This window comes from Mesorhizobium sp. WSM4884, assembly GCF_029625675.1.
GTDB lineage: Bacteria > Pseudomonadota > Alphaproteobacteria > Rhizobiales > Rhizobiaceae > Mesorhizobium.
Genome location: NZ_JARTVO010000006.1, coordinates 216,937 through 236,849, shown reverse-complemented (window position 1 = coordinate 236,849; position 19,913 = coordinate 216,937). Strand labels below are relative to the sequence as shown.

Here is a 19,913-nt window from a genome sequence, read left to right as displayed (position 1 = left end):
TCTGTTTGCTTGCGATTCCGGCTCTTATAGGGGAGGCTGGCCGGGCTGTCGACAAAGCAGGTCCGATCCCGCCTTGATGCTTGTCTACTTCGTCTGTTTTGTCTATTATGTACAAAATGGAGATCACATGAAACAGTACCCTTCGACCGATTTGAAACAGAATCTCGGTGATGTGCTCGCGGCTGCGAGCCAGCAGCCTGTGTCTATCACTCGTCACAACAAGCCGAGATATGTCCTGATGAGCATCGAGGCCTACCAGGCGCGCTTCGTCACCGACAGCCGCCGCGCTTACGCTGCCAAGGATGCTCCGTCAGACCATGTCGAGATGCTTGAGGAGTACGCTGCCGAGTTGGATCGTGATTAAACCGGTTGCCGCCGACGTCTGGCGATATCCATATCTGTGGTATAGGGAGCATGGAGACGGTGAGACCGAAGGCCGCAAGATGCGACCTGTCGTCTTTGTTGCCGTCCTTCCCGGGAAAGCCGGCGGCACAAACCTCTTCATCCTTGCAATCACCTCGACACAGCCGGGCCGCGATCGCCTTTCCGTTGGCGTTCCCGAAATTGAACGCCGCCGTGCCGGCCTTGACCCCATCCCCCTCTGGGTCATGGTCGACGAATACAACCACGATATCCTGGAATCCTCAGCCTATTTCGAGCCGGGTGCGCGCATTGGCGCATTCAGCCCAACGTTCCACAAGAAAGTCATGGCCGCCTTCATCGCGGCTGTTCGCGCAGGCCAATCCAAATCCATCCCGCGCGCAGACTGAACAGGCTGCAACCGGATCATGAGTGCATATGACGCCGTCGACCGAACTGCTTATCGCCTTTTTCGCCACCACGGCGATCTTTGCCTACATTCCCGGACCGGCCATGCTCTATGCCGCGACGCAGACCATGGCGCGCGGGTGTTGGTCGGGGCTGACGGCGGCTCTCGGCATCCATCTCGGCGACTACGTGCATGTCCTTGCCGCCGCAACCGGACTGTCGGTGCTGTTCCACGCCGTGCCGCCGCTTTACATGGCGGTCAAGCTCGTCGGCGCGCTGTACCTGATCTGGCTCGGGGTTTCGCTGTTCCGCGCCAAGATCGGGGGAAACGCAACGCTACCCGTCGTCGAGCGAAATCGGCCCGCCGCGCCTTTTTCGAGAGCATCACTGTCGAGGTGCTCAACCCCAAGACAGCCATCTTCTTCATGGCGTTCCTGCCGCAGTTCATCGATGCCTCGGCGGCCTTTCCGGTTTGGCTGCAGTTCGTGGTGCTGGGAACCATCGTCAACCTGATGTTCTCGTCGGCGGACATCGCTTGCGTCTTCCTCGCCGGCGCGATGATTGCGCGGCTGCGGCGCTCGAGTCGTGCGCAGCGGCTGATGCGCGCGGGTGGCGCCGTGCTTGTCGGTCTCGGCGTCCATGTCGCCTTGCAAAAGAGCTAATCCGTCCGCCGACCTTAGTCGCGCCCGCGCCGGCCTGCCGTTGCGCTGGCCCGAATTGCGGTATATCGGCATCGCGACGAACGAAGTGTGCCGGATTTCCGGCGCTGCAACCCTGATCAAGAACCGCCTTTCGGGCGCGCCAGTGAGATGATCAAGCACCATCTGCCTTCCCCGGAGCCTTTGCACCGCACCGTCGCCCGTTTCGGCGAAGTCACCGTGCTGGTGGTCGGCGACTTCATCCTCGACCGCTTCGTCAGCGGCGTCATCGAGCGGATCTCGCCGGAAGCGCCGATCCCGGTGCTGCACGGGCGGGGCGAGGTGCTGGCGCTGGGTGGTGCCGGCAACGTCGTCTCCAACATCGTCTCGCTGGGTGCTGCCGCAATTCCCGTCTCGGTGATCGGCGCCGACCAGGCCGGCGACAATCTCATGCGCATGCTCGGCGACCTCGGCGCTGACATCGACGGCATGGCGCAGCGGCAAGGTCGCATGACCTCGTCGAAAAGCCGCTTCAGCGCACTCAACCAGCAGGTGCTGCGTTTCGACGAGGAGGAGATCAAGCCGCTGGCCAGCGGTGAGCGGGCAGCGCTCGTCGAGCACTTCCAGGCGGCGCTGGCGCGCGCCGACATCGTCATCCTGTCCGACTATGGCAAGGGCATCCTGCTCGACGGCGTGGCGGCCGAACTCGTCGCGATCTGCCGCGATGCCGGAAAGCCGGTGCTGGTCGACCCGAAGGGGCGCGAGTATGCGCGCTATGCCGGAGCGACGGCGGTGACGCCGAACCGCAAAGAGCTCGGTGAGGCGGTCGGACGCGCCGTATTCTCTGATGACGAGATCGTCGCCGCGGCCCGCGACCTGATCGCCGCACATGACTTCGAATTCATCGTCGCCACGCGCAGCGAAAAGGGCATGAGCGTCGTCACCGCCGAGGATGCCCGCCACATCTCCACGCAGGCGCGCGAGGTGTTCGACGTCTCCGGCGCCGGCGACACGGTGATCGCGACGTTCGCGCTTTCGCTGGCCGCGGGCGCCGATCGGGTGCATGCTGCCGTGATCGCCAACGCCGCCGGCGGGGTCGTGGTCGGCAAGCGCGGCACGGCGCGGCTGACGGTCGAGGAACTCTCCGGCGCGCTGTTCCGCTCGCACGGACCCGTCGCCCACCAGGATGCCATTCTCGACGCCAACGCCGCGGCCAGGATGGTGGCTGCGTGGAAGGAGGAAGGGCTGACGGTGGGTTTCACCAATGGCTGCTTCGATATCCTGCATGCCGGCCATGTCAGCCTGCTGCATGCCGCGCGCAGCCAGTGCGACCGGCTGGTGCTCGGCCTCAACAGCGATGCCTCGGTGCGCCGGCTCAAAGGTCCCGGACGTCCGGTCAACGACCAGCATGACCGCGCCTGCGTGCTGGCAGCGCTTGCCTCGGTCGACGCCGTCGTCGTCTTCGAGGAGGACACGCCGCTCAAGCTGATCGAAGCGCTCAAGCCCGATATCCTGGTCAAGGGCGCGGACTACACGATCGAGACCGTGGTCGGCGCCGACGTGGTGCAGAAGGCGGGCGGGCGCGTGGTGCTGGTCGACCTCGTCGCCGGCAAGAGCACGACCAGCACCATCGGCAAGCTGCGCGCCGGCGGCACGAATTGAGGGTTTCATGTCCGACCTGAACGACTATCTGGTCCGCTCCGCGGCGGCGATCTCGGCGATGGTCGAGCGCGACCTCACCGGCGAGATGGAGCGCGCGGTGAGCACGGTCGTGACGGCGCTGTCGCAGGGCAAGGCCCTGCTGATCTGCGGCAATGGCGGCTCGGCGAGCGATGCCATCCACATCGCGGGCGAACTGGTCGGCCGCTTCCTCAAGGAGCGCAAGGCCTACAACGTCATCGCGCTGCCGGCCAATGCGGCGGTGCTGACCGCCTGGGGCAACGACTACGGCTTCGACACGGTCTTCTCGCGCCAGGTCGAGGCGCATGGATCGGAAGGCGCGGTGCTGCTCGCCATCTCGACCAGCGGCAATTCGCCGAGCATCCTTGCCGCCGCCGAGCAGGCGCGGACGATGGGTATGACGGTGATCAGCCTCACCGGCGACACCGGCGGCAAGCTGAAGCCGCTGACCGACATCCTGCTCAACGTGCCGTCGACCTCGACGCCGATCATCCAGCAAGGGCATCTCTGCCTCTACCATCATCTGTGCGAGGCGGTGGAAGCGCATCTCAGCAATGGCTGACGGCGAAGGGGATTTTCCGCTCGCCGAACCTGGCTTGTGGGTCGAGCGGATTGGGGCCAAGGCGTTTTCGGCTGGTCTGCCGGCGCTGTTTCTCGACCGCGACGGCACCATTAATGTCGATACCAGCTATCCTGACGATCCGGACGCCATGGTGCTGCGCGATGGCATCGCGCCCGCCATAGAAGCCGCGAACCAGCGCTGCATCCCCGTCATCGTCATCACCAACCAGTCCGGTATCGCGCGCGGCTATTTTGGCTGGGATGCCTTCGCTCGGGTCAATCAGCGGGTGCTCGACCTGCTTGCCGAGAAGAATGCAGCCGTCGACATGGTGTTGGCCTGCGCCTATCACGAGGCCGGTTCCGGCCTGCTGGCGGTCGCCGATCATCCGATGCGCAAGCCCAATCCGGGCATGCTGCTCGAGGCGGGACGCCGTCTTGGCCTCGATCTCAAGCGATCGCTGATCGTCGGCGACAAGCCTGCCGACATGGAGGCAGGCCAGCGCGCGGGCCTTGGACATGGCTGGCTTGTCGATGGTGAGGCCACCACAATGGGCGCGCTTTCAGTTTTGTCGCTACGCGAGGCGCGGGACCTGGAGGGCCTGCTGGCCGCGATACGATCGCTCTGATCCCACATTGGTTCAAGATTGATCGCCAAACCGCTGTTTTTCCATCGGCTTCATCAGAAGTCGGCGTACTAAGCGGGAAAAGCCACCAGTCCTTCGTCCTTCACGCGGCGGATGGTCAGCGCGGTGCGCACCGTGTCGACATTGGGCGTCGAGGCCAGCTCCTCGATGACGAAGGTCTGGAACGTGCCGAGATCGCTCGCCACGCAGTGCAGCAGGAAATCGGATTCACCCGAGACCATCCAGGCATCGCGCACGATCGGCCAGCCGCGTGTGCGCTCCGCGAAAGTCTTCAGCTCGGCGTCGGCCTGATGATGCAGGCCGATAAGGCAGAAGGCGACGACATCCATGCCGAGGGCCGGCGCGTTGAGCAGCGCACGATAGCCGCGGATGATGCCGGCCTCTTCCAGCCGCCTGACGCGGCGCAGGCAAGGCGGCGCCGAGATGCCGACCCGGTTGGACAGCTCGACATTGGTCATGCGGCCGTCGTTCTGCAGCTCGCGCAGTATCTTCCAGTCGATGGCGTCGAGATCGGCTTTGAGCGGCATGATCGGCTTTCGCGCAAGAATCTTTCGCGATTTTGTAATTTGGTTTCGCGCGGGAGGCCATCCCTTCCCGATAATTTTTGCGCGTTCGAAGGGACATGGCCGGTTATGCCTTCATCATGAAGCTTTCCGGGGACGAAGGCCAAGCTGCCTTGCTGGCCTGGCGGGCAGCACTTACATTACCGGCGACAAAACCACGGCCTCGCGCCGCAGGGGACTTTTAATGAACATCAAACACGCGCCCGTTCTCATCATCGGCTCCGGCCCGGCCGGTTACACCGCGGCGATCTATGCCGCGCGGGCCATGCTGAAGCCGATGCTCGTCGCCGGCCTGCAACAGGGCGGCCAGTTGATGATCACCACCGACGTCGAAAATTATCCGGGCTTCGCCGACCCGATCCAGGGTCCGTGGCTGATGGAGCAAATGCTCAAGCAGGCCGAGCATGTCGGCACCGAGATCGTCAACGACATTATCACCGAGGTCGACCTCAACGTGCGGCCGTTTCGCGCCACCGGCGATTCCGGTACCGTATATACTGCGGACGCCTTGATCATCGCCACCGGCGCGCAGGCCAAGTGGCTGGGCATTCCGTCGGAGCAGACCTTTATGGGCTTCGGCGTCTCGGCGTGCGCCACCTGCGACGGCTTCTTCTATCGCGGCAAGGATGTCGCGGTGGTCGGCGGCGGCAATTCGGCGGTCGAGGAGGCGCTCTACCTCGCCAACCTCGCCAGAAGCGTCACCGTCATTCACCGGCGCGGCGATTTCCGCGCCGAGCGCATCCTGCGCGAGCGGCTGTTTCAGAAGGACAATGTCCGCGTCATCTGGGATACGGTCGTCGACGAGATCACCGGGCAGCCGGGCAAGGCGCCGCTGCCGCCTTCGGTCGAAGGCTTGAAGCTGCGCAATGTGGTGACCGGAGAAATATCGCGGTTGCCGGTCGACGGCATCTTCGTCGCGATCGGTCATGCGCCGGCGGTCGAGCTTTTCGTTGGCAAGCTCAAGCAGAAGCCGAACGGCTATCTGTGGACGGCACCTGACTCGACCCGCACCGACGTCCCCGGCGTGTTTGCCGCCGGCGATGTCACCGACGATGTCTACCGCCAGGCGGTGACGGCGGCAGGGCTCGGCTGCATGGCCGCGCTCGAAGCGGAGAAATATCTGGCGGGGATCGAGGTTCACCGCGAAGCGGCGGAATAATCGATCGGCTGAAAAAAGCCGTTTAAAAGCCTGATTTTTCATTCAGACGCCAAAGGCAACACGAGGGGAATCATGGCGCTGGACTGGGACAAGCTTCGCGTGTTTCACGCTGCGGCGGAGGCTGGGTCGTTCACCCATGCCGCCGAGACACTGCATCTTTCGCAATCGGCGATCTCGCGGCAGGTCAGCGCGCTCGAGCATGACGTTGGTGTGGCGCTGTTTCACCGCCACGCGCGCGGCCTCGTGCTGACCGAGCAGGGCGAGATGCTGTTCCGGACAGCGCATGATGTGCTGATGAAGCTGGAGACGATCAAGTCGCGGCTGACCGAGACCAAGGATCGCCCCTCCGGCGTGCTGAGGGTCACGACCACGGTGGGCCTGGGCGCCGGCTGGCTGACTGAGCGGGTGCAGGAATTCATCGAGCTCTATCCCGAGATCAGCCTGCAGCTCATCCTCGCCAACGAGGAGCTTGACCTGACGATGCGCCAGGCCGACTGCGCCATCCGGCTCAGGCAGCCACAGCAGCCGGATCTCATCCAGCGCCGGCTGTTCACCGTGCATTTCCACCTCTACGCGGCGCCTTCCTATGTGGCGAAGTTCGGCAAGCCGGCCTCGATCGCCGAGCTCAGGAACCACCGGATCGTCACCTTCGGCGTACCGGTGCCCGCGCATCTGTCGGAACTGAACTGGCTGGAGACGGTAGGCGACTTCGAAGGCGGGCAAAGAGTGCCGACGCTGCAGATCAACGACATCCTGTCGATCAAGCGCGCGGTGCAAGGTGGCGCCGGCATCGCCATGCTGCCCGATTACGTCATCAGCAAGGACTCGAACCTGGTCCAGTTGCTGCCCGAGACCGAGGTGCCATCCTTCGACACCTATTTCGCCTATCCGGACGCGATGAAGAACCAGGCGAAGCTGCATGTGTTTCGCGATTTCATCATCGCGAAGGCGCGTAGCTGGTCATTCTGAGACGGCCTGAGACGCCGCCGGGCGTAAATTGCTACCCGCGCCAAGGCGTGATGCGCGGCAGCCAGCCGGGCACGGCGCGGCGGTAGGTTTCGTACTCGGCGCCATAGCGGCGGGCGAGCGTCGGCTCCTCGTAGACCTTGACGAAGGAGATCATCGCCGCTCCGGCGATGAGGCCGTAGACCAGCACTGCCCAGCTCGAAAAGATGAGCACCTGGCCGAGGATGATCGACAGCACCGCGACATACATAGGGTTGCGCACGTGGCGATAGATGCCGCCGACGACCAGTTTCTCGGTCGGGGCGACCGGGGCCGGCGTGCCCAGGCCCTCCATGGCGAAACGGGCGAAGGCGTGAAGCAGGATCCCGGCCGCCCCGATCACCAGAATCCAGCCCAGGGGCGCGAAACCCGGCACCGTGGACCACGGCACACGATAATGATCGGTCAACAGCCAGGGCATCAGCCCTGCGACCATGCCGGGTGCCGCGACCAGGAATAGCGCGCTGCCGGCGACTGCCGAAAACGTCCGCATCAGGTCCTCCTGCCGCAAAAATAAACGCGGCCTGCCCGAATCCATATCATTTCGGATTTCACGTATTTCCGGGCAGAATCGGCAGCGATTTTCATATCAGCGATCGCTTTCGGTCCGGAAAGGCCCAGGATTCGGCGATTTTTTCTGGTCCTATCGGTTCCCGGAATAGGTTGGACCACAGCCTGCGTCTTTTTGCATGCGTGTGTTGCAAAATAGATGCTTGTTTCTTGGGCATGATGAGCACATATATAGTTCATCTCCAGGGCGCGTTCTCCTCCCATTAGCGTCCTCGAGTGTTCCCCTCTGGAGGTTAGCCCTAATCGGCACTTCCAATCAAACTCAGCCGGATCTTTATTGATCCGGCTTTTTTGTTGCGTCGAGGTCACGCCGACACCGGAAATGTGTGCGCCGGGGCCACGTAACAGTGACATGTAACATCGGGTAACATGTCGCAGACGCACTCTATCGATTAAGTAGATCATAGGACGCGGTTGGTCGGTCCGGGAGATGGGGGCATCACTCGGGCAGGCCGGGCTCAGGCAGCTACCGCGTCCGAACCATTTTTCCTGATGCGGCGGACCTGCCGTGCCTCCCAGGAAGACGGTCCGCAATAAAAACGGCGTCCGGACGATCCGGGCGCCGTTTTCATATCATCAGCGAGATCAGTCAGGCGGCCTTGCCGTTGGCGTTCATCGCCTCGTCGGCCAGGCGGCCGGTCAACTCGGCCATATGGTCGAAGGCCGCCTTGTAGCTGGCGACGCCGGCCGTCGCGGAGCGCAACTCGATGATCAGGTCGCCGATCTCGGCCTGGGGCATGGTCGCCTCGACCACGTCCCAGCCGGGCCAGTCCGGCCGTGCGTCATAGCCAAGGATCTGGCCGCGCCGCTGCGGGATCAGCGCGATGATCTTCGAGGTCGCATCGGAAGGCGTCACGATCTCGACCTTCATGATCGGCTCCAGCAGAACCGGCGAACAGGCCGCCATGCCTTCCTTCATCGCCAGCTTCGCCGCCATCTGGAAGGCCATATCGGAGGAATCGACCGCATGGTAGGAACCGTCGGACAGGTTGACGGCAACATCGACCACAGGGAAGCCGAGCGGACCCGTCTTCAGATAATCGCGAATGCCCGTCTCTACGGACTGGATGTAGGTCTTGGGCACGACGCCACCCGTGATGGTGTCGGTAAACTGGAAGCCCGAGCCGCGCGGCAGTGGCTTGATCTCGATCACCACGTCGCCGAACTGGCCATGGCCGCCGGACTGCTTCTTGTGGCGGCCGCGCTGCTGCGCGGATTTACGGATCGTTTCGCGATAAGGCACCGCCGGCGAGTGACCTTCGATCGGGATCTGGTTCTTGCCCTCCAGGCGCTCGCGCACCACGCGCAAGTGCATTTCGCCATGCCCCGACAACACGGTCTCCGCGGAGTCCTGGTTGTGGTGCAGGCTGAGCGAAGGGTCCTCCTCGGCAAGTCTCTGGATTGCCGCCGACATCTTGACCTCGTCCTTGCGCTCCTTGGGGCGCAGCGCGAAGGCAAACACCGGCTGTGGCGCTTCCAGCGTGACAAGAGGCTTGATGCCGCCCTTGGCGGAACTCAGCGTCTGGCCGGTCCTGACGTTATCGAGCTTGCCGAGCGCGACAGTGTCGCCGGCCCTGGCCGATGACAGCTTCAACTGATCCTTGCCCAGCATCTTGTAGATGCCGGAGACCTTCGTCGCGTCGCCGTTGGAGAGGAAGAGCTCGGCCGCATCTGCCAATTGCCCCGAAAGCACGCGCGACACGGACAGCTTGCCGCCATGCGCGGTGTGGATGGTCTTCATCACCTGCACGACCGTCTGGCTGCCGTCCGGCGCGCCTAGGCGCTTGCGGGTCGCCTCGATATCGGGCGCATCGTGGCGGATCGTCTTCAACAGGCGCAGCACGCCATTGCCTTTCTCCGCCGTGCCGATCAGCACCGGCGTTACCGTGCCGGCACGAAGATCGGCGGCAAGGTCATCGAAAATCGCGTCCTTCGGCGGCTCGATCTCCTCCAGCAACTGCTCCATCAGCTGGTCGTCATGGTCCGCCAGCGTCTCCAGCATCGAGAAGCGGGCCTCGAGCTCGCGCGCCTTGTCGTCGTCCGGTATCTCGGCGACCTGGCTCTCGGCATATTCGCGGTAGACATAGGCGCGCTCGAGCGCCAGATCGATCGAGCCGATGACGACGCCGTCCTTGCGCAGCGGAATCTGGCGAAGCAGCAGCGGCACCGAGCTTGCCGGCTGCAGCATCTTCAGCGTCTCGCGCACGCCGGCGATCGCCTTATCCACCTTGTTGAGGAACAGGATGCGCGGCACGCGGAGATCGTCGAGCTTGCGCATGATGAGCTGGAGCGCGGGTATCTTCTTTTCGTCCGCTTCTGCGACGACGACTGCGACATCGCAGGCCGCAAGCACCGGCTCGGCCTCGAAGGCGAATTCGATGGAGCCGGGGCAATCGACGAAGGTGAACTGCTCGCCCATGAATTCCGTGGTGGCAAAGGTGGCCTCGACGCTCATGGCGTGGGCGCGGGCTTCTGGCGAATGGTCGGAAACTGTATTGCCCGATGAAACGGGATTCTGGCGGGGGATGGCGCCCGTGCGGGCTAGGATTGCTTCGAGAAGTGTCGTCTTACCGCTTGCGAAGGGACCGACTATGGCAATGCATTTCGGTCCCGTGCGTCGTCCTCCGGCGCGAGTACCCATGGCTGACCTCCACTCAGGCGTTTCCCTGGGAGCGGCGGCCGGCCTGTTCGGCCGTCGCGGGCGGGGTTGTTGCTCACCACCTGCCCAGGGCCATCGTCACACGGGTTCGCGGAGAGGGCAAGAAAAATAGGAAATGCGCCGGCTTTGGTTTTTGTCAGGCGTCCAGTTTGTCAGGCGCTGAGCGCGAGCGGCTCGCCATCGGTGGCGCACAGCATGCTCGTCTTGTCGCGCGGCGCCGGCTTGCCGAAGAAATAGCCCTGGAAGCGGCCGCAGCCGGCGGTGCGGGCAAGAGTGAACTCCTCCGACGTTTCGACGCCCTCAGCGACGATGGTGATGTCCTGGATGCGCGCGATCTGAGCCAGAGCGGAAACAAAGATCTGCGCCACCTGGTCGTGGGCGAGGCTGCGGATGTAGGAACGGTCGATCTTGACGCTGTCGATCGGGAGCGTCTTCAGATAGTTGAAGCCGCAATGGCCGGTGCCGAAGTCGTCGAGCGCGATATGGAAGCCGAGCCCGCGCAAGGCCTCCAGGCGCCTGAGGACCTCTGGCGTGGCTGCCATTGCGACCGTCTCGGTGATCTCGATGATGAACTCGGACGCCGACCTGCCGGTCTCGCGCAGGATGCGCTCGCACATCGTCACGATCTCGTCGCGCTTCAACTGCTCGCCGGAGACGTTGATCGAGATGCGCCGCCCGTGAAAGTGGCCGATATCTGTGCAGGCGCGCTTGAACACCCATTCGCCGATCATGTCGATCAAGGTCGAGCGCTCGGCGATCGGGATGAACTCGGCGGGCGAGATCAGGCCGCGGACGGGATGGCGCCAGCGGATCAAGCCCTCGAGCGCGTCGATGGAGTCCTCTGTGCCCACGATCGGCTGATAGTGGAGCTCCAGCTCGCCAAGATAGACGGCGGCGCGCAATTCACGCTCCACGAGACGGCGATAGCGCTTGTCCGACAGCATCTCCTCGTCGAAGACCGTTACGCGGCCCCGGCCTGCCGCCTTGCTTTCGTAGAGCGCGAGGTCGGCAAGCAACATCAACTCGGTGGGATTGGAAGCGTGCAGCGGCGCAAGCGCGACCCCCAACGAGATCGACAGTGGAATGATCTTGCCTTCATGCCGCTTTCCGGCCCGCATCGCGTCGAGCAGCCGGCGCGCGTCCTTGTTGAGGGCAGCCGCGTCGCCATGCGGGACGATGACGCCGAACTCGTCACCGCCCAGCCGTCCGACGATGCCGTCGGCAAAGATGCGCTCCGCCTCCTTGACCAGATAAGCGAGGGCAAGGTCGCCGAACTGGTGGCCAAAGGTGTCGTTGAGCTGCTTGAAATGATCGAGGTCGATCAAAAGCAGGCTTGCTTGCCGCCGGTTGCGCAAGCTGCCCAGCCTGTCGCTCAACGCTTCGAGGAAATAGCGGCGGGTCATGGCGCCGGTCATTGCGTCGACGCTGAGAAAACGGTGCTTCTCGGCCTCAGCGTCCGCCGCCGACCGCAAGCGCTGGACGACGCTCGAGCGCATATACATCAGCACCAGGAGCGCAAGGCCGGTCGATGCGACCGACAAGGCGAGAGCCGCGGTGCGTGAGGCATCTTCGGTCAGGCCAAAGGCGGCAATCGCCGTGGCGGCGATGCTCGCCACGAGCAGCGCCTGAATACCGCGGTAAATCCTGCCGCTATGATCCTTGATCGTCGCCAAGATGCTCATGTCCGCGCCCCCACAGCACGGGCCATGGCTAGAGCCGAGCGGTTAAAAAGACATTGAGCGCGGCGACTGTCTTGCTCCGTTCTCCGATGCTCGGCTGATCGCCTAACTTTATGGTTAAAAAGCAACAATTTATGACGATATTTTAAACAGCTAACAAAAAAAGATTTGACGCAACCCCAAAGCTGCTTCGACACCGTCGCTGTCTGCACCCGGAGCGCCGGTTGCACTAGCCTCATAGCCGGTTGAAACTACATCCTGGGATGCGCCGCTTGCGGCTTCATGTTTCGTCAACGATTGAGGATTTGAACGATGAAGATCATTGCGTGCGGCAGCGTGCCGACGATCATCGCGCCGGAGAAGTATTTCACCGGCAAGGTGATGCAGACGCCGATCATCGAGAAGGAGGCGCCGGCGCGGCTGAGGGCGACGCTGGTCAGTTTCGAACCGGGCGCCCGCACCCATTGGCACACGCACCCGCTCGGCCAGACGCTCTACGTCACGGCAGGGGCCGGGCTTGCGCAGACATGGGGCGGGCCGGTCGAGGTGATCAGAGCGGGCGACGTCATATCCTTCGCGCCCGGCGAAAAACACTGGCACGGCGCCGGACCGAAAACCACCATGACGCATGTCGCCATGCAAGAGGCGCTGGACGGCAGCCACGCCGATTGGCTCGAGGCGGTCTCCGACGAGCAGTATGGCGGCTGAGAGGCCCAACAAAAAACCCGGCTTGATGAAGCCGGATTTTTCTCATTGGCTGGCCCGGTCGCCGATCAGGTCAGCGATGCGGTGAAGCGCTGGATGCGGGTGCAGGCCTCCTCCAGCAGCGCATCCGACGTTGCGTAGGAGATGCGGAAGTTCGGGCCGAGGCCGAAGGCCGAGCCGAACACCACCGCGACACCCTCGGCGTCGAGCAACTCCGAGCAGAAGGCTTCGTCGCTGTCGATGACCTTACCGTTCTTCGTCTTCTTACCGATCAGCGCAGCGCAGGACGGATAGACGTAGAAGGCGCCTTCCGGCGACGGGCAAGAGATGCCGCGCGCCTGGTTGAGCATCGAGACGACGAGATCGCGCCGCCCCTGGAAGATCGCCTTGTTCTTCGCGATGAAATCCTGCGGGCCGTTGAGCGCCTCGACGGAAGCCCATTGCGCGATGGTGCAGGCGCCGGAAGTCTGCTGGCCCTGGATCATGTCCATCGCCTTGATCAGCGGCACCGGGCCGGCGGCGTAGCCGATGCGCCAGCCGGTCATGGCATAGGCTTTCGATACCCCGTTCATGGTCAGCGTGCGCTCGTAGAGGTTCGGCTCGACCTCGGCGATGGTTTTGAAGACGAAGTCGCCATAGGTCAGGTGTTCATACATGTCGTCGGTCAGCGTCCATACATGCGGATGCCTGAGCAGCACGTCGGCCAGCGCGCGTAGCTCGGCTTCGGTGTAGGCTGCGCCCGACGGATTGGACGGCGAGTTCATCAGCAGCCATTTGGTCTTCGGCGTGATGGCCTTTTCGAGCACTTCCGGCGTCAGCTTGAAGCCGTTGTCGATCGAGGTGTCGGCGAAGACGGAGGTGCCGCCGCAGATCGCCACCATTTCCGGATAGCTCACCCAATAGGGACGGGGGATGATGACCTCGTCGCCGGGGTTCAGCGTCGCCATGAAGGCGTTGAACAGGATCTGCTTGCCGCCGGTGCCGACGATAGTCTGCTCGGGCCGGTAGTCGAGATTGTTCTCGCGCTTGAACTTTTTCGCGATTGCCTCGCGCAGCGGCGCGATGCCGGAGACCGGCGGATATTTGGTCTCGCCGCGGCGGATCGCGTCGATCGCCGCGTTCTTGATGTTGTCGGGTGTGTCGAAGTCAGGCTCGCCGGCGCCGAGGCCGATGACGTCACGGCCGGCGTTTTTCAGCTCGCGAGCTTTCTGCGTCACCGCGATGGTCGCGGAAGGCTTCACGCGGGAAAGGGCGTCGGCAAGAAAGGCCATGACTAAGCGTCTCCAAGAGAAGGGCGCGGCCAGGAGCGGCCGCGGCGCCTCTCATGTCGCATCGCAGGCTCCAGCGCAAGCAGTGTCGGATGATCCAGAAGTCAAGGTGGCGTGAGCGGCGGCAATTATAAATTCATCAACGACCGGTAAACCCTTGGCTGGCAGGATGGCTGATTGAATTCCGCCGCGCTGGCGGAGCGAGGGACCTTTGTCGCGCAGCATCGGGCTTGCCCATATCATCCGTCATGACGACGGCACCTCCAGCGGTGTCTGGGGCATCTACACGCTGCAGAGCGCCTTCCAGCCGATCTTCGGCTTCAACGGAGGCAAGCTTTCGGTCGCCGCCTTCGAGGGGCTGATCCGGCCGTTCCGCGATGGCGAGCCGCAATCGCCGGTGACCTTCTTCGGCACCTGCCCGGCGGCCGACCGGCTGCATATCGAGGCGCTGACAAGGACGCTGCATCTGCTCAACGCCGGCGCGTGCCTGCCGGAAGAGGCATCCATCTTCATCAATTTCGATCCGTCGGTGTTCACCGACCGCGCCATTGTCGACAAGGCGCTGCGCGACATGCGCCTGGTGCTGCACGAGGCCGGCATCGACCCGCGCCGCATCGTCTGCGAGGTGACCGAGCAGAAGTCGGCCTCGCAGGAAACGCTCTACAGCTTTGTCGAAGCGCTGCGAGCCAACGGCTTCCGTATCGCCGTCGACGACTACGGCGCCGACGATTCCGACATCAACCGCGTCAAGGAATTGCGGCCGGACATCGTCAAGTTCGACGCCCACTGGATCACCCAGCTCATGGAGTCCGGGGCAGGATTCGCGCTGCTGACCGCGATGGTGAAGAGCTTCGAAAGCCAAGGCATCCGCACGGTCTTCGAAGGCATCGAGGAAGGCTGGCAGCTGGAGCTCGCCGAGAAGTCCGGAGCCTCGATGGTGCAAGGCTATGTGCTCGCCCGGCCGGAGTTGGCTTCCAGCAGTTTTCGCGTCTTCGGCAAGAGTGCGCAGGCGCCCATGACCGAGGAGGGCAAGGCCACTGCCGCCAGTCCCGCTCCGGTGGCGCCGGCGCGCCCGACTAGGGCATTTGGACGCAAGGTGACGCCATGATCGTGCGGCCCGAGAGGCGGCGCAATGTCGCCGAGGCGATCTTCGCCGACGAGATCGGCCTCCAGTTCGGCGTCTATGGCGAGTTCCGGCTGTGGAGCGCCTATCAGCCGATCTTCGCGCCGCGGGGCAGGACGCTCAAACCTGTCGCCGTCGAAGCACTGATCGAGCCGCGCCGCGTCGCAACCCCCGTTGCGCCGCAAGTTTTCTTCGACAGCATCGCGGCATCGGACCGGCTGTTCGTCGAGACGATGTGCCGGATGCTGCATCTGGGCAACTACCGCAACATCGGCGTCGGCGGGCTTGCCCTGTTCTTCAACTATGACCCGATGATCAACGATCACCTCGGACGGGCACTGGCCGAGATCCGCCTTATGACCAGGCATCTCGGCGATTTCGGCCTCGAGCCGACCAAACTCGTCTGCGAGATCACGGAACAGGCGGCAGATGATCGTGTGCTCGCCAGCCTCGTGCGCGAGATGAGGCGTGACGGCATCCGCATCGCCGTCGACGATTTCGGCACCGGACATTCGACCGAAGCGCGCATCGGCCTTCTGTCTCCCGACATCGTCAAGATCGACGGCGGCTGGTTTGCGGAGCTTTGCCGTCATGCCGCAGCCGAACGGTTCTTCCGGCCGCTGGTCTCGATGCTGCACGACCGCGGCGCCAAGGTGCTGGTCGAAGGCATCGAGCAGGCCACGCATCTGCGCGTCGCGCTCGACGGCGGCGTCGACCTTCTGCAGGGATATCACCTTGCCCGCCCGGCGCTCGCCGGCACGATCTTCAACGACGAGCCGCTGTCGATCGATACGCTGCTCGGCATCGACAACAAGGTCGTGCAATTGCATCAGCGCCGCTGATGCTTTCCCCTAAAAACAAATCACTGGATGAAACGCGCGCGGGCGGGTTAGAGGCTTCTCGACATTCGACGCGCGAAGCGAGGGGCCATGATCCTTTATGACATGATCGACAGCGGCAATTGCTACAAGCCGCGTCTGTTGATGGCAAAGCTCGGCATTCCCTTCACCCGCATCGAGGTGAGCTCGCATACCGGCGAGACGCGCAAGGCCGACTATGTCGCCAAGAACCCGAACGCGATGGTGCCGCTGCTCGAGCTCGACGACGGCAGGCGCATCGCCGAATCCAATGCCATCCTGCTCTATCTCGCCGAAGGCACACGCTTCCTGCCGGCCGACAGATACGAGCGGGCGCTGGCCTATCAGTGGCTGTTCTTCGAGCAGTACAGCCACGAGCCCTATATCGCGGTGCGCAAGGCGCTGCTCACCTTCCCGGAAAGGGCGAAGGACGCGACGCCGGAAAGACTGGCGCTGACCTTGGAGCGCGGCAACAAGGCGCTCGGCGTGATGAACAAGCACCTGGAGCAGAACGCCTTCTTCGCCGGCAGCGCCTACAGCGTCGCCGACATCGCGCTCTATGCCTACACCCACGCGGCCGAGAAGGGCGGCTTCCAGCTCGACACCTATCCGGCGGTGGTGGAGTGGCTGAAGCGCGTCGAGGCGGACAATGGCCATGTGCCGATCGAGTGGCAGGGGTGATTTTGTCCTCATGCCGTCGCCGCTTGCCGGTTGCTTCGGAACGGTCGCGACGCCCGGCCGGGCCTGCGGCCGTAACGCGGCTATTTCAAAAGGCGTTCATATTCGGAATGAGTGCCGATCCAAAACCAGATCACATCGTCCTGATTGCGGACCGCAACGGCACGGTAGTCCAGGTCAACTCGCGCCGACCAGTAACGTCCGACCCGCTTGAAGTGCAGCGAAGGATGAAACGGATCCGCACGCAGTTTGGCGAAACTGCTGTCCGCCTTCACTCTGATTGTGTCGGGTAGTTTGTCATAAGCGTCCCAAAAAGAAGGGGCGGCAAAGTGATTCACAGAGGCCGGGTCCGGCCTGCACGATGGTCAGCCAGAGCCTGATCGGCAAGCTTGTCCAACCGGCCCGCCTTTGCGTCGGCTTCGATCTGCTTGTCCCACAAGTCGGCCTGAAGCGCCTCGAACCATGCGGCAAATGCCTTCAGTTCTTCGGGGTTCAGTTCGGCGACGGACTTTTCAATCTGTTCGAGCTTGGTCATGGCCAGCAAATAACATAGTTGGGCCAACGAGGCCAATGGCGGCGATATAGACAACAAAAAAGGCGGGACAACGCCCGCCTTCCTATGCCGGTAGCCTGATCGGGAGCGTTAGGGCCGGGCCGGCAGCAATCTGCTGCTTCGGCTTGTCGGGTCCTTCCGCTCCGGCGCGCTTATCGCGCGACCGTCAGTACATCCGTGACTTGCCGCGCGCCCCGAACCTTCGTCCGGCGCGCGCCATCGCAAAATCAGGCTGCCTTGCTCAGAGATCCAGCAGCGGACTTGCCGGTGCGGCGGTCCTGCTCGATCTCGAAGTTGATCTTCTGGCCCTCAACGAGGGTGGTCATGCCAGCGCGCTCGACGGCGGAGATGTGGACGAAAACGTCCGCGCCGCCATTGTCAGGCTGGATGAAGCCGTAGCCCTTGGTGGCGTTGAACCACTTGACCGTACCAGTTGCCATGTAAAATGCCCTTCGCATTTGCCTCGTTTGACCGGGCCAAAAACCCGGCCGGTGGTATCGAAATTTTGGAGACGTCAGCAAACGCGAAGATCGCGAGGCCCGATCGATCGGCCAAATTCAATGTGCCGCATATAATATGGTTCGGGAACGAAAACAAGATGGCGTTGCCGGCATGCACCGAGATAGCGTGCGACGGGCGCTCCAATCGCCTGGAAGCTGCCAGGCGTGCGTTGTGGAGGGAAGACACGCTCGCTGTTGTGGGAGAGGATCATGAGGAGAATTCTGCTTGCCGGCTGCCTGATGCTGGTGGCCGCCGAGGCACAGGCCGCCTCGCGCTACGACCCGACGCGCATGAGCTGCGATCGCGTGCAGGCGACGATCGCCAGGCAAGGCGCCGTCATCCTGCGCTACCAGTCGACGCGCGTGCCGGGGCTGCCGCTTTATGACCGCTATGTCCGGGACGAGCGCTTCTGCGACATGGGCGAGGTGAGGTCGAGGGCCTATGTGCCCAGCGCCGACACCAGGTCCTGCCCGGTCTATGTGTGCAAGCGGCCGGACTTCAACCGGCATTTCCGCCGGCGGCTCTTTCCTCATCGCTAGGGCTTGGCGCTCGGCAACTTTTCAAAACCCGAACGAAGCCTGCGCGACCGGCGGCGGACCGACGCGCACGCCTTCCATGGCCAGCATCTTCTCCTTGGTGGCGGAGCCGCCAGGCGCGGAGAAGCCGCCGATCTTGCCGCCCGCGGCAAGGATGCGGTGGCAGGGAATGACCAGCGGCACCGGATTGGCGCCGAGGGCGGCACCGGTTTCGCGCGCCAGGCCGGAATGGCCGGCGCGCTTGGCCAGTTCGCCATAGGTGGTGGTCTCGCCGAAGCCGAGCTTGCGCGCGGCGTCATAGATGGCGAGGCGGAAATCGTCGACGCCGTCGAGATCGACCGGCACGCCGGAGAAATCGACATCCTCCCCGGCCGCATAGGCCTTGATCGAAGCGATCAATTCGACCACCCATTTCGGCTGCTCGGTGGCTCTCGAAACACCGGCATTGCGAAACAGCCGGCGTTCGACCGCTTCGCGGCTGCGTTCGGGCAGGCAGAGCCGGATCAGGCCCTTTTCGCTCCAGGCAATGCCCATGAAGCCGATCACTGTTTCTAACACTGCGTGGCCGGCCGTGATCGGTGATGCGTTTTCCATGGTGCGCTCCTTTCCGCAAACTGCGAAAAACGGGTACATCTCCAGTACAGATAGGGAACAATATCGCAGTTTGCTCCGAGTCTCGCCACCCGAAACCTGCATATTGGCCCCGATTGCCCGGTTGGAATCGCTGGTGTAAGGACTTTTTAACAACCGACAATCGGACCTGCAGGGCTTGGCAGCGAAAATCATCCTCACCGTGATCGGCGTGCTCGTTGCCGCTGCCGGCCTCAGCGGCTGTACCTCGACCTCGCAGATGAAGGCCACGCCCGCGCTTGCGGCGGCTTCGACGCCGGCCGTCGAGGACGATACACCGACCGTTGCGCTTCCTGAGACGGTGGCCGTGCTGCCTGAGCCTTCGGGCCTCGCGCAGGTGCAGACGGCGGCGCTAGCCGGCGATGCCGTGGCATTGGTGACTTCTGGGGCGACGACGCCCGGCGCGCCGACGACGCCTGGCGCGCCATTGCCGCCGCCGGTGCAACCTGGCGCCGCGCTTCCGCCGCCGGCGCAACCCACCGCGTTTGCCGGTTCGACACCCGTCGCCGGCCAGTTCCTGCCGCCGCCGGTGCTGATGGCCGGCGCGTCGCCGACCGGCCCCGCTTCGCTCAAGCAGGCAGCCGTCTACAGGACCGCCGGCGTTGCCATGCCGGTCACCGGTCAGTCGGCTAAGGTGGCTCCCATGCCGGGCGTCCAGCAGGCCGCCTATGTGGTGCCGCAAAACCCGGCGCTGCTTGCCCAACCGGTCCAGCCCGAACAGCATGCCAGCGGCCCGCGCGCCGAGATCGAGCGGCTGATCGAGAAATATTCGGCGATCTACGAAGTGCCGGTCGACCTAGTGCGCCATGTCGTCAACCGGGAGAGCACGTTCAACCCGAAGGCCTACAATCACGGTCATTGGGGGCTGATGCAGATCAAGCATGCGACGGCGCGCGGCATGGGCTATGACGGGCCGGCGAGCGGGTTGTTCGACGCCGAGACCAATCTCAAATACGCGGTCAAATATCTGCGCGGCGCCTGGCTGGTCTCGGGCGGCAACGCCAAGCGCGCCGACACGCTCTATCAGACCGGCTATTATTACGACGCCAAGCGCAAGGGTCTGCTCGAGCAGACGGGCCTCGGCGTCGACCGCCGCCGCCTGCAGCCAGGCGCCTGAGCGTCCGGCCCGCTGCAAT

General features: G+C 63.6%; 22 protein-coding genes and 1 pseudogene. 14 read left to right on the top strand and 9 right to left on the bottom strand.

Features of this window, described 5'->3' with window-relative positions; translation table 11 throughout:
* Positions 1 to 127: 127 nt before the first annotated feature.
* The 6 genes and pseudogenes from P9236_RS12370 (at position 128) to P9236_RS12345 (ending at position 4,273) form a co-directional block, all read left to right on the top strand.
* On the top strand, positions 128 to 364 hold the full coding sequence (locus P9236_RS12370) for a type II toxin-antitoxin system Phd/YefM family antitoxin (protein WP_278074897.1): 237 nt from the start codon (positions 128 to 130) through the stop codon (positions 362 to 364).
* Positions 365 to 443: 79 nt separating this feature from the next.
* Entirely contained in the window at positions 444 to 770 is a 327-nt protein-coding gene (locus tag P9236_RS12365) for a hypothetical protein (RefSeq protein WP_278074896.1), read from the top strand.
* A 28-nt stretch (positions 771 to 798) separates the two neighbouring features.
* Positions 799 to 1,430, top strand: a pseudogene (locus P9236_RS12360) (LysE family translocator).
* Between the two features lie 147 nt (positions 1,431 to 1,577).
* A complete protein-coding gene (gene rfaE1 / locus P9236_RS12355; protein WP_278074895.1) occupies positions 1,578 to 3,068 on the top strand; it encodes a D-glycero-beta-D-manno-heptose-7-phosphate kinase in 1,491 nt (496 codons plus the stop codon).
* A gap of 7 nt (positions 3,069 to 3,075) precedes the next feature.
* Complete coding sequence (locus P9236_RS12350) at positions 3,076 to 3,648, top strand: SIS domain-containing protein (RefSeq protein WP_278074894.1); 573 nt, start codon at positions 3,076 to 3,078, stop codon at positions 3,646 to 3,648.
* Positions 3,641 to 4,273, top strand: a complete 633-nt coding sequence (locus P9236_RS12345) for an HAD family hydrolase (protein WP_278074893.1) — start codon at positions 3,641 to 3,643, stop codon at positions 4,271 to 4,273. Before P9236_RS12350 ends, P9236_RS12345 begins: the two co-directional genes overlap by 8 nt.
* A gap of 68 nt (positions 4,274 to 4,341) precedes the next feature.
* Here the strand turns inward: P9236_RS12345 and P9236_RS12340 are convergent, their stop codons facing one another.
* A complete protein-coding gene (locus tag P9236_RS12340; RefSeq protein ID WP_278074892.1) occupies positions 4,342 to 4,818 on the bottom strand; it encodes an Lrp/AsnC family transcriptional regulator in 477 nt (158 codons plus the stop codon).
* Positions 4,819 to 5,038: 220 nt separating this feature from the next.
* Here P9236_RS12340 and trxB point away from each other — a divergent pair, with 220 nt between their 5' ends.
* Together trxB and P9236_RS12330 are read left to right on the top strand one after the other, a co-directional pair.
* Positions 5,039 to 6,013 (top strand): thioredoxin-disulfide reductase, encoded by a 975-nt coding sequence (gene trxB / locus P9236_RS12335; RefSeq protein ID WP_278074891.1) that lies wholly within the window; start codon positions 5,039 to 5,041, stop codon positions 6,011 to 6,013.
* A gap of 72 nt (positions 6,014 to 6,085) precedes the next feature.
* Positions 6,086 to 6,982: a LysR family transcriptional regulator gene (locus P9236_RS12330; protein WP_278074890.1), complete on the top strand. Its 897-nt coding sequence runs from the start codon at positions 6,086 to 6,088 to the stop codon at positions 6,980 to 6,982.
* Positions 6,983 to 7,013: 31 nt separating this feature from the next.
* On the opposite strand, the gene P9236_RS12325 is transcribed toward P9236_RS12330, so the two are convergent.
* The 3 genes from P9236_RS12325 to P9236_RS12315 all read right to left on the bottom strand — a co-directional run bounded on the left by P9236_RS12325 (position 7,014) and on the right by P9236_RS12315 (position 11,929).
* Positions 7,014 to 7,511, bottom strand: coding sequence for an isoprenylcysteine carboxylmethyltransferase family protein (locus tag P9236_RS12325; RefSeq protein WP_278074889.1), 498 nt, complete (start codon positions 7,509 to 7,511; stop codon positions 7,014 to 7,016).
* Between the two features lie 666 nt (positions 7,512 to 8,177).
* Complete coding sequence (locus P9236_RS12320; protein ID WP_278074888.1) at positions 8,178 to 10,229, bottom strand: elongation factor G; 2,052 nt, start codon at positions 10,227 to 10,229, stop codon at positions 8,178 to 8,180.
* Between the two features lie 170 nt (positions 10,230 to 10,399).
* Complete coding sequence (locus P9236_RS12315) at positions 10,400 to 11,929, bottom strand: EAL domain-containing protein (RefSeq protein WP_278074887.1); 1,530 nt, start codon at positions 11,927 to 11,929, stop codon at positions 10,400 to 10,402.
* A 309-nt stretch (positions 11,930 to 12,238) separates the two neighbouring features.
* Here P9236_RS12315 and P9236_RS12310 point away from each other — a divergent pair, with 309 nt between their 5' ends.
* Entirely contained in the window at positions 12,239 to 12,634 is a 396-nt protein-coding gene (locus P9236_RS12310; protein ID WP_278074886.1) for a cupin domain-containing protein, read from the top strand.
* A 65-nt stretch (positions 12,635 to 12,699) separates the two neighbouring features.
* Here the strand turns inward: P9236_RS12310 and P9236_RS12305 are convergent, their stop codons facing one another.
* Entirely contained in the window at positions 12,700 to 13,902 is a 1,203-nt protein-coding gene (locus P9236_RS12305) for a pyridoxal phosphate-dependent aminotransferase (protein ID WP_278074885.1), read from the bottom strand.
* Between the two features lie 208 nt (positions 13,903 to 14,110).
* Here P9236_RS12305 and P9236_RS12300 point away from each other — a divergent pair, with 208 nt between their 5' ends.
* The 3 genes from P9236_RS12300 to P9236_RS12290 all read left to right on the top strand — a co-directional run bounded on the left by P9236_RS12300 (position 14,111) and on the right by P9236_RS12290 (position 16,560).
* Complete coding sequence (locus P9236_RS12300) at positions 14,111 to 15,007, top strand: EAL domain-containing protein (RefSeq protein WP_278074884.1); 897 nt, start codon at positions 14,111 to 14,113, stop codon at positions 15,005 to 15,007.
* Positions 15,004 to 15,864, top strand: a complete 861-nt coding sequence (locus tag P9236_RS12295) for an EAL domain-containing protein (RefSeq protein WP_278074883.1) — start codon at positions 15,004 to 15,006, stop codon at positions 15,862 to 15,864. Before P9236_RS12300 ends, P9236_RS12295 begins: the two co-directional genes overlap by 4 nt.
* A gap of 87 nt (positions 15,865 to 15,951) precedes the next feature.
* A complete protein-coding gene (locus tag P9236_RS12290; RefSeq protein WP_278074882.1) occupies positions 15,952 to 16,560 on the top strand; it encodes a glutathione S-transferase family protein in 609 nt (202 codons plus the stop codon).
* Between the two features lie 80 nt (positions 16,561 to 16,640).
* Here P9236_RS12290 and P9236_RS12285 read toward each other — a convergent pair whose 3' ends face one another.
* The 3 genes from P9236_RS12285 to P9236_RS12275 all read right to left on the bottom strand — a co-directional run bounded on the left by P9236_RS12285 (position 16,641) and on the right by P9236_RS12275 (position 17,550).
* Positions 16,641 to 16,895 carry a hypothetical protein gene (locus P9236_RS12285; protein ID WP_278074881.1) on the bottom strand — a complete coding sequence of 85 codons (255 nt, stop codon included), beginning with the start codon at positions 16,893 to 16,895 and terminating at the stop codon, positions 16,641 to 16,643.
* Positions 16,892 to 17,092, bottom strand: coding sequence for a hypothetical protein (locus P9236_RS12280; protein WP_278074880.1), 201 nt, complete (start codon positions 17,090 to 17,092; stop codon positions 16,892 to 16,894). Before P9236_RS12280 ends, P9236_RS12285 begins: the two co-directional genes overlap by 4 nt.
* 245 nt (positions 17,093 to 17,337) lie before the next feature.
* Positions 17,338 to 17,550 (bottom strand): cold-shock protein, encoded by a 213-nt coding sequence (locus P9236_RS12275; protein ID WP_040970890.1) that lies wholly within the window; start codon positions 17,548 to 17,550, stop codon positions 17,338 to 17,340.
* Between the two features lie 270 nt (positions 17,551 to 17,820).
* On the opposite strand from P9236_RS12275, the gene P9236_RS12270 reads away from it, so the two are divergent.
* Positions 17,821 to 18,150: a hypothetical protein gene (locus tag P9236_RS12270; protein WP_278074879.1), complete on the top strand. Its 330-nt coding sequence runs from the start codon at positions 17,821 to 17,823 to the stop codon at positions 18,148 to 18,150.
* A 21-nt stretch (positions 18,151 to 18,171) separates the two neighbouring features.
* Here P9236_RS12270 and P9236_RS12265 read toward each other — a convergent pair whose 3' ends face one another.
* Positions 18,172 to 18,741 carry a methylated-DNA--[protein]-cysteine S-methyltransferase gene (locus P9236_RS12265; RefSeq protein ID WP_278074878.1) on the bottom strand — a complete coding sequence of 190 codons (570 nt, stop codon included), beginning with the start codon at positions 18,739 to 18,741 and terminating at the stop codon, positions 18,172 to 18,174.
* A gap of 175 nt (positions 18,742 to 18,916) precedes the next feature.
* Here P9236_RS12265 and P9236_RS12260 point away from each other — a divergent pair, with 175 nt between their 5' ends.
* Complete coding sequence (locus P9236_RS12260; protein ID WP_278074877.1) at positions 18,917 to 19,894, top strand: transglycosylase SLT domain-containing protein; 978 nt, start codon at positions 18,917 to 18,919, stop codon at positions 19,892 to 19,894.
* Positions 19,895 to 19,913: the final 19 nt, after the last annotated feature.

Bases quoted from the DNA above. Each gene is read 5' to 3' on its own strand.
- P9236_RS12370 (WP_278074897.1), top strand. From the start codon at position 128: ATGAAACAGTACCCTTCGACCGATTTGAAACAGAATCTCGGTGATGTG.
- P9236_RS12365 (WP_278074896.1), top strand. From the start codon at position 444: ATGCGACCTGTCGTCTTTGTTGCCGTCCTTCCCGGGAAAGCCGGCGGC.
- rfaE1 (WP_278074895.1), top strand. From the start codon at position 1,578: ATGATCAAGCACCATCTGCCTTCCCCGGAGCCTTTGCACCGCACCGTC.
- P9236_RS12350 (WP_278074894.1), top strand. From the start codon at position 3,076: ATGTCCGACCTGAACGACTATCTGGTCCGCTCCGCGGCGGCGATCTCG.
- P9236_RS12345 (WP_278074893.1), top strand. From the start codon at position 3,641: ATGGCTGACGGCGAAGGGGATTTTCCGCTCGCCGAACCTGGCTTGTGG.
- P9236_RS12340 (WP_278074892.1), bottom strand. From the start codon at position 4,818: ATGCCGCTCAAAGCCGATCTCGACGCCATCGACTGGAAGATACTGCGC.
- trxB (WP_278074891.1), top strand. From the start codon at position 5,039: ATGAACATCAAACACGCGCCCGTTCTCATCATCGGCTCCGGCCCGGCC.
- P9236_RS12330 (WP_278074890.1), top strand. From the start codon at position 6,086: ATGGCGCTGGACTGGGACAAGCTTCGCGTGTTTCACGCTGCGGCGGAG.
- P9236_RS12325 (WP_278074889.1), bottom strand. From the start codon at position 7,511: ATGCGGACGTTTTCGGCAGTCGCCGGCAGCGCGCTATTCCTGGTCGCG.
- P9236_RS12320 (WP_278074888.1), bottom strand. From the start codon at position 10,229: ATGGGTACTCGCGCCGGAGGACGACGCACGGGACCGAAATGCATTGCC.
- P9236_RS12315 (WP_278074887.1), bottom strand. From the start codon at position 11,929: ATGAGCATCTTGGCGACGATCAAGGATCATAGCGGCAGGATTTACCGC.
- P9236_RS12310 (WP_278074886.1), top strand. From the start codon at position 12,239: ATGAAGATCATTGCGTGCGGCAGCGTGCCGACGATCATCGCGCCGGAG.
- P9236_RS12305 (WP_278074885.1), bottom strand. From the start codon at position 13,902: ATGGCCTTTCTTGCCGACGCCCTTTCCCGCGTGAAGCCTTCCGCGACC.
- P9236_RS12295 (WP_278074883.1), top strand. From the start codon at position 15,004: ATGATCGTGCGGCCCGAGAGGCGGCGCAATGTCGCCGAGGCGATCTTC.
- P9236_RS12290 (WP_278074882.1), top strand. From the start codon at position 15,952: ATGATCCTTTATGACATGATCGACAGCGGCAATTGCTACAAGCCGCGT.
- P9236_RS12280 (WP_278074880.1), bottom strand. From the start codon at position 17,092: ATGACCAAGCTCGAACAGATTGAAAAGTCCGTCGCCGAACTGAACCCC.
- P9236_RS12275 (WP_040970890.1), bottom strand. From the start codon at position 17,550: ATGGCAACTGGTACGGTCAAGTGGTTCAACGCCACCAAGGGCTACGGC.
- P9236_RS12270 (WP_278074879.1), top strand. From the start codon at position 17,821: ATGAGGAGAATTCTGCTTGCCGGCTGCCTGATGCTGGTGGCCGCCGAG.
- P9236_RS12265 (WP_278074878.1), bottom strand. From the start codon at position 18,741: ATGGAAAACGCATCACCGATCACGGCCGGCCACGCAGTGTTAGAAACA.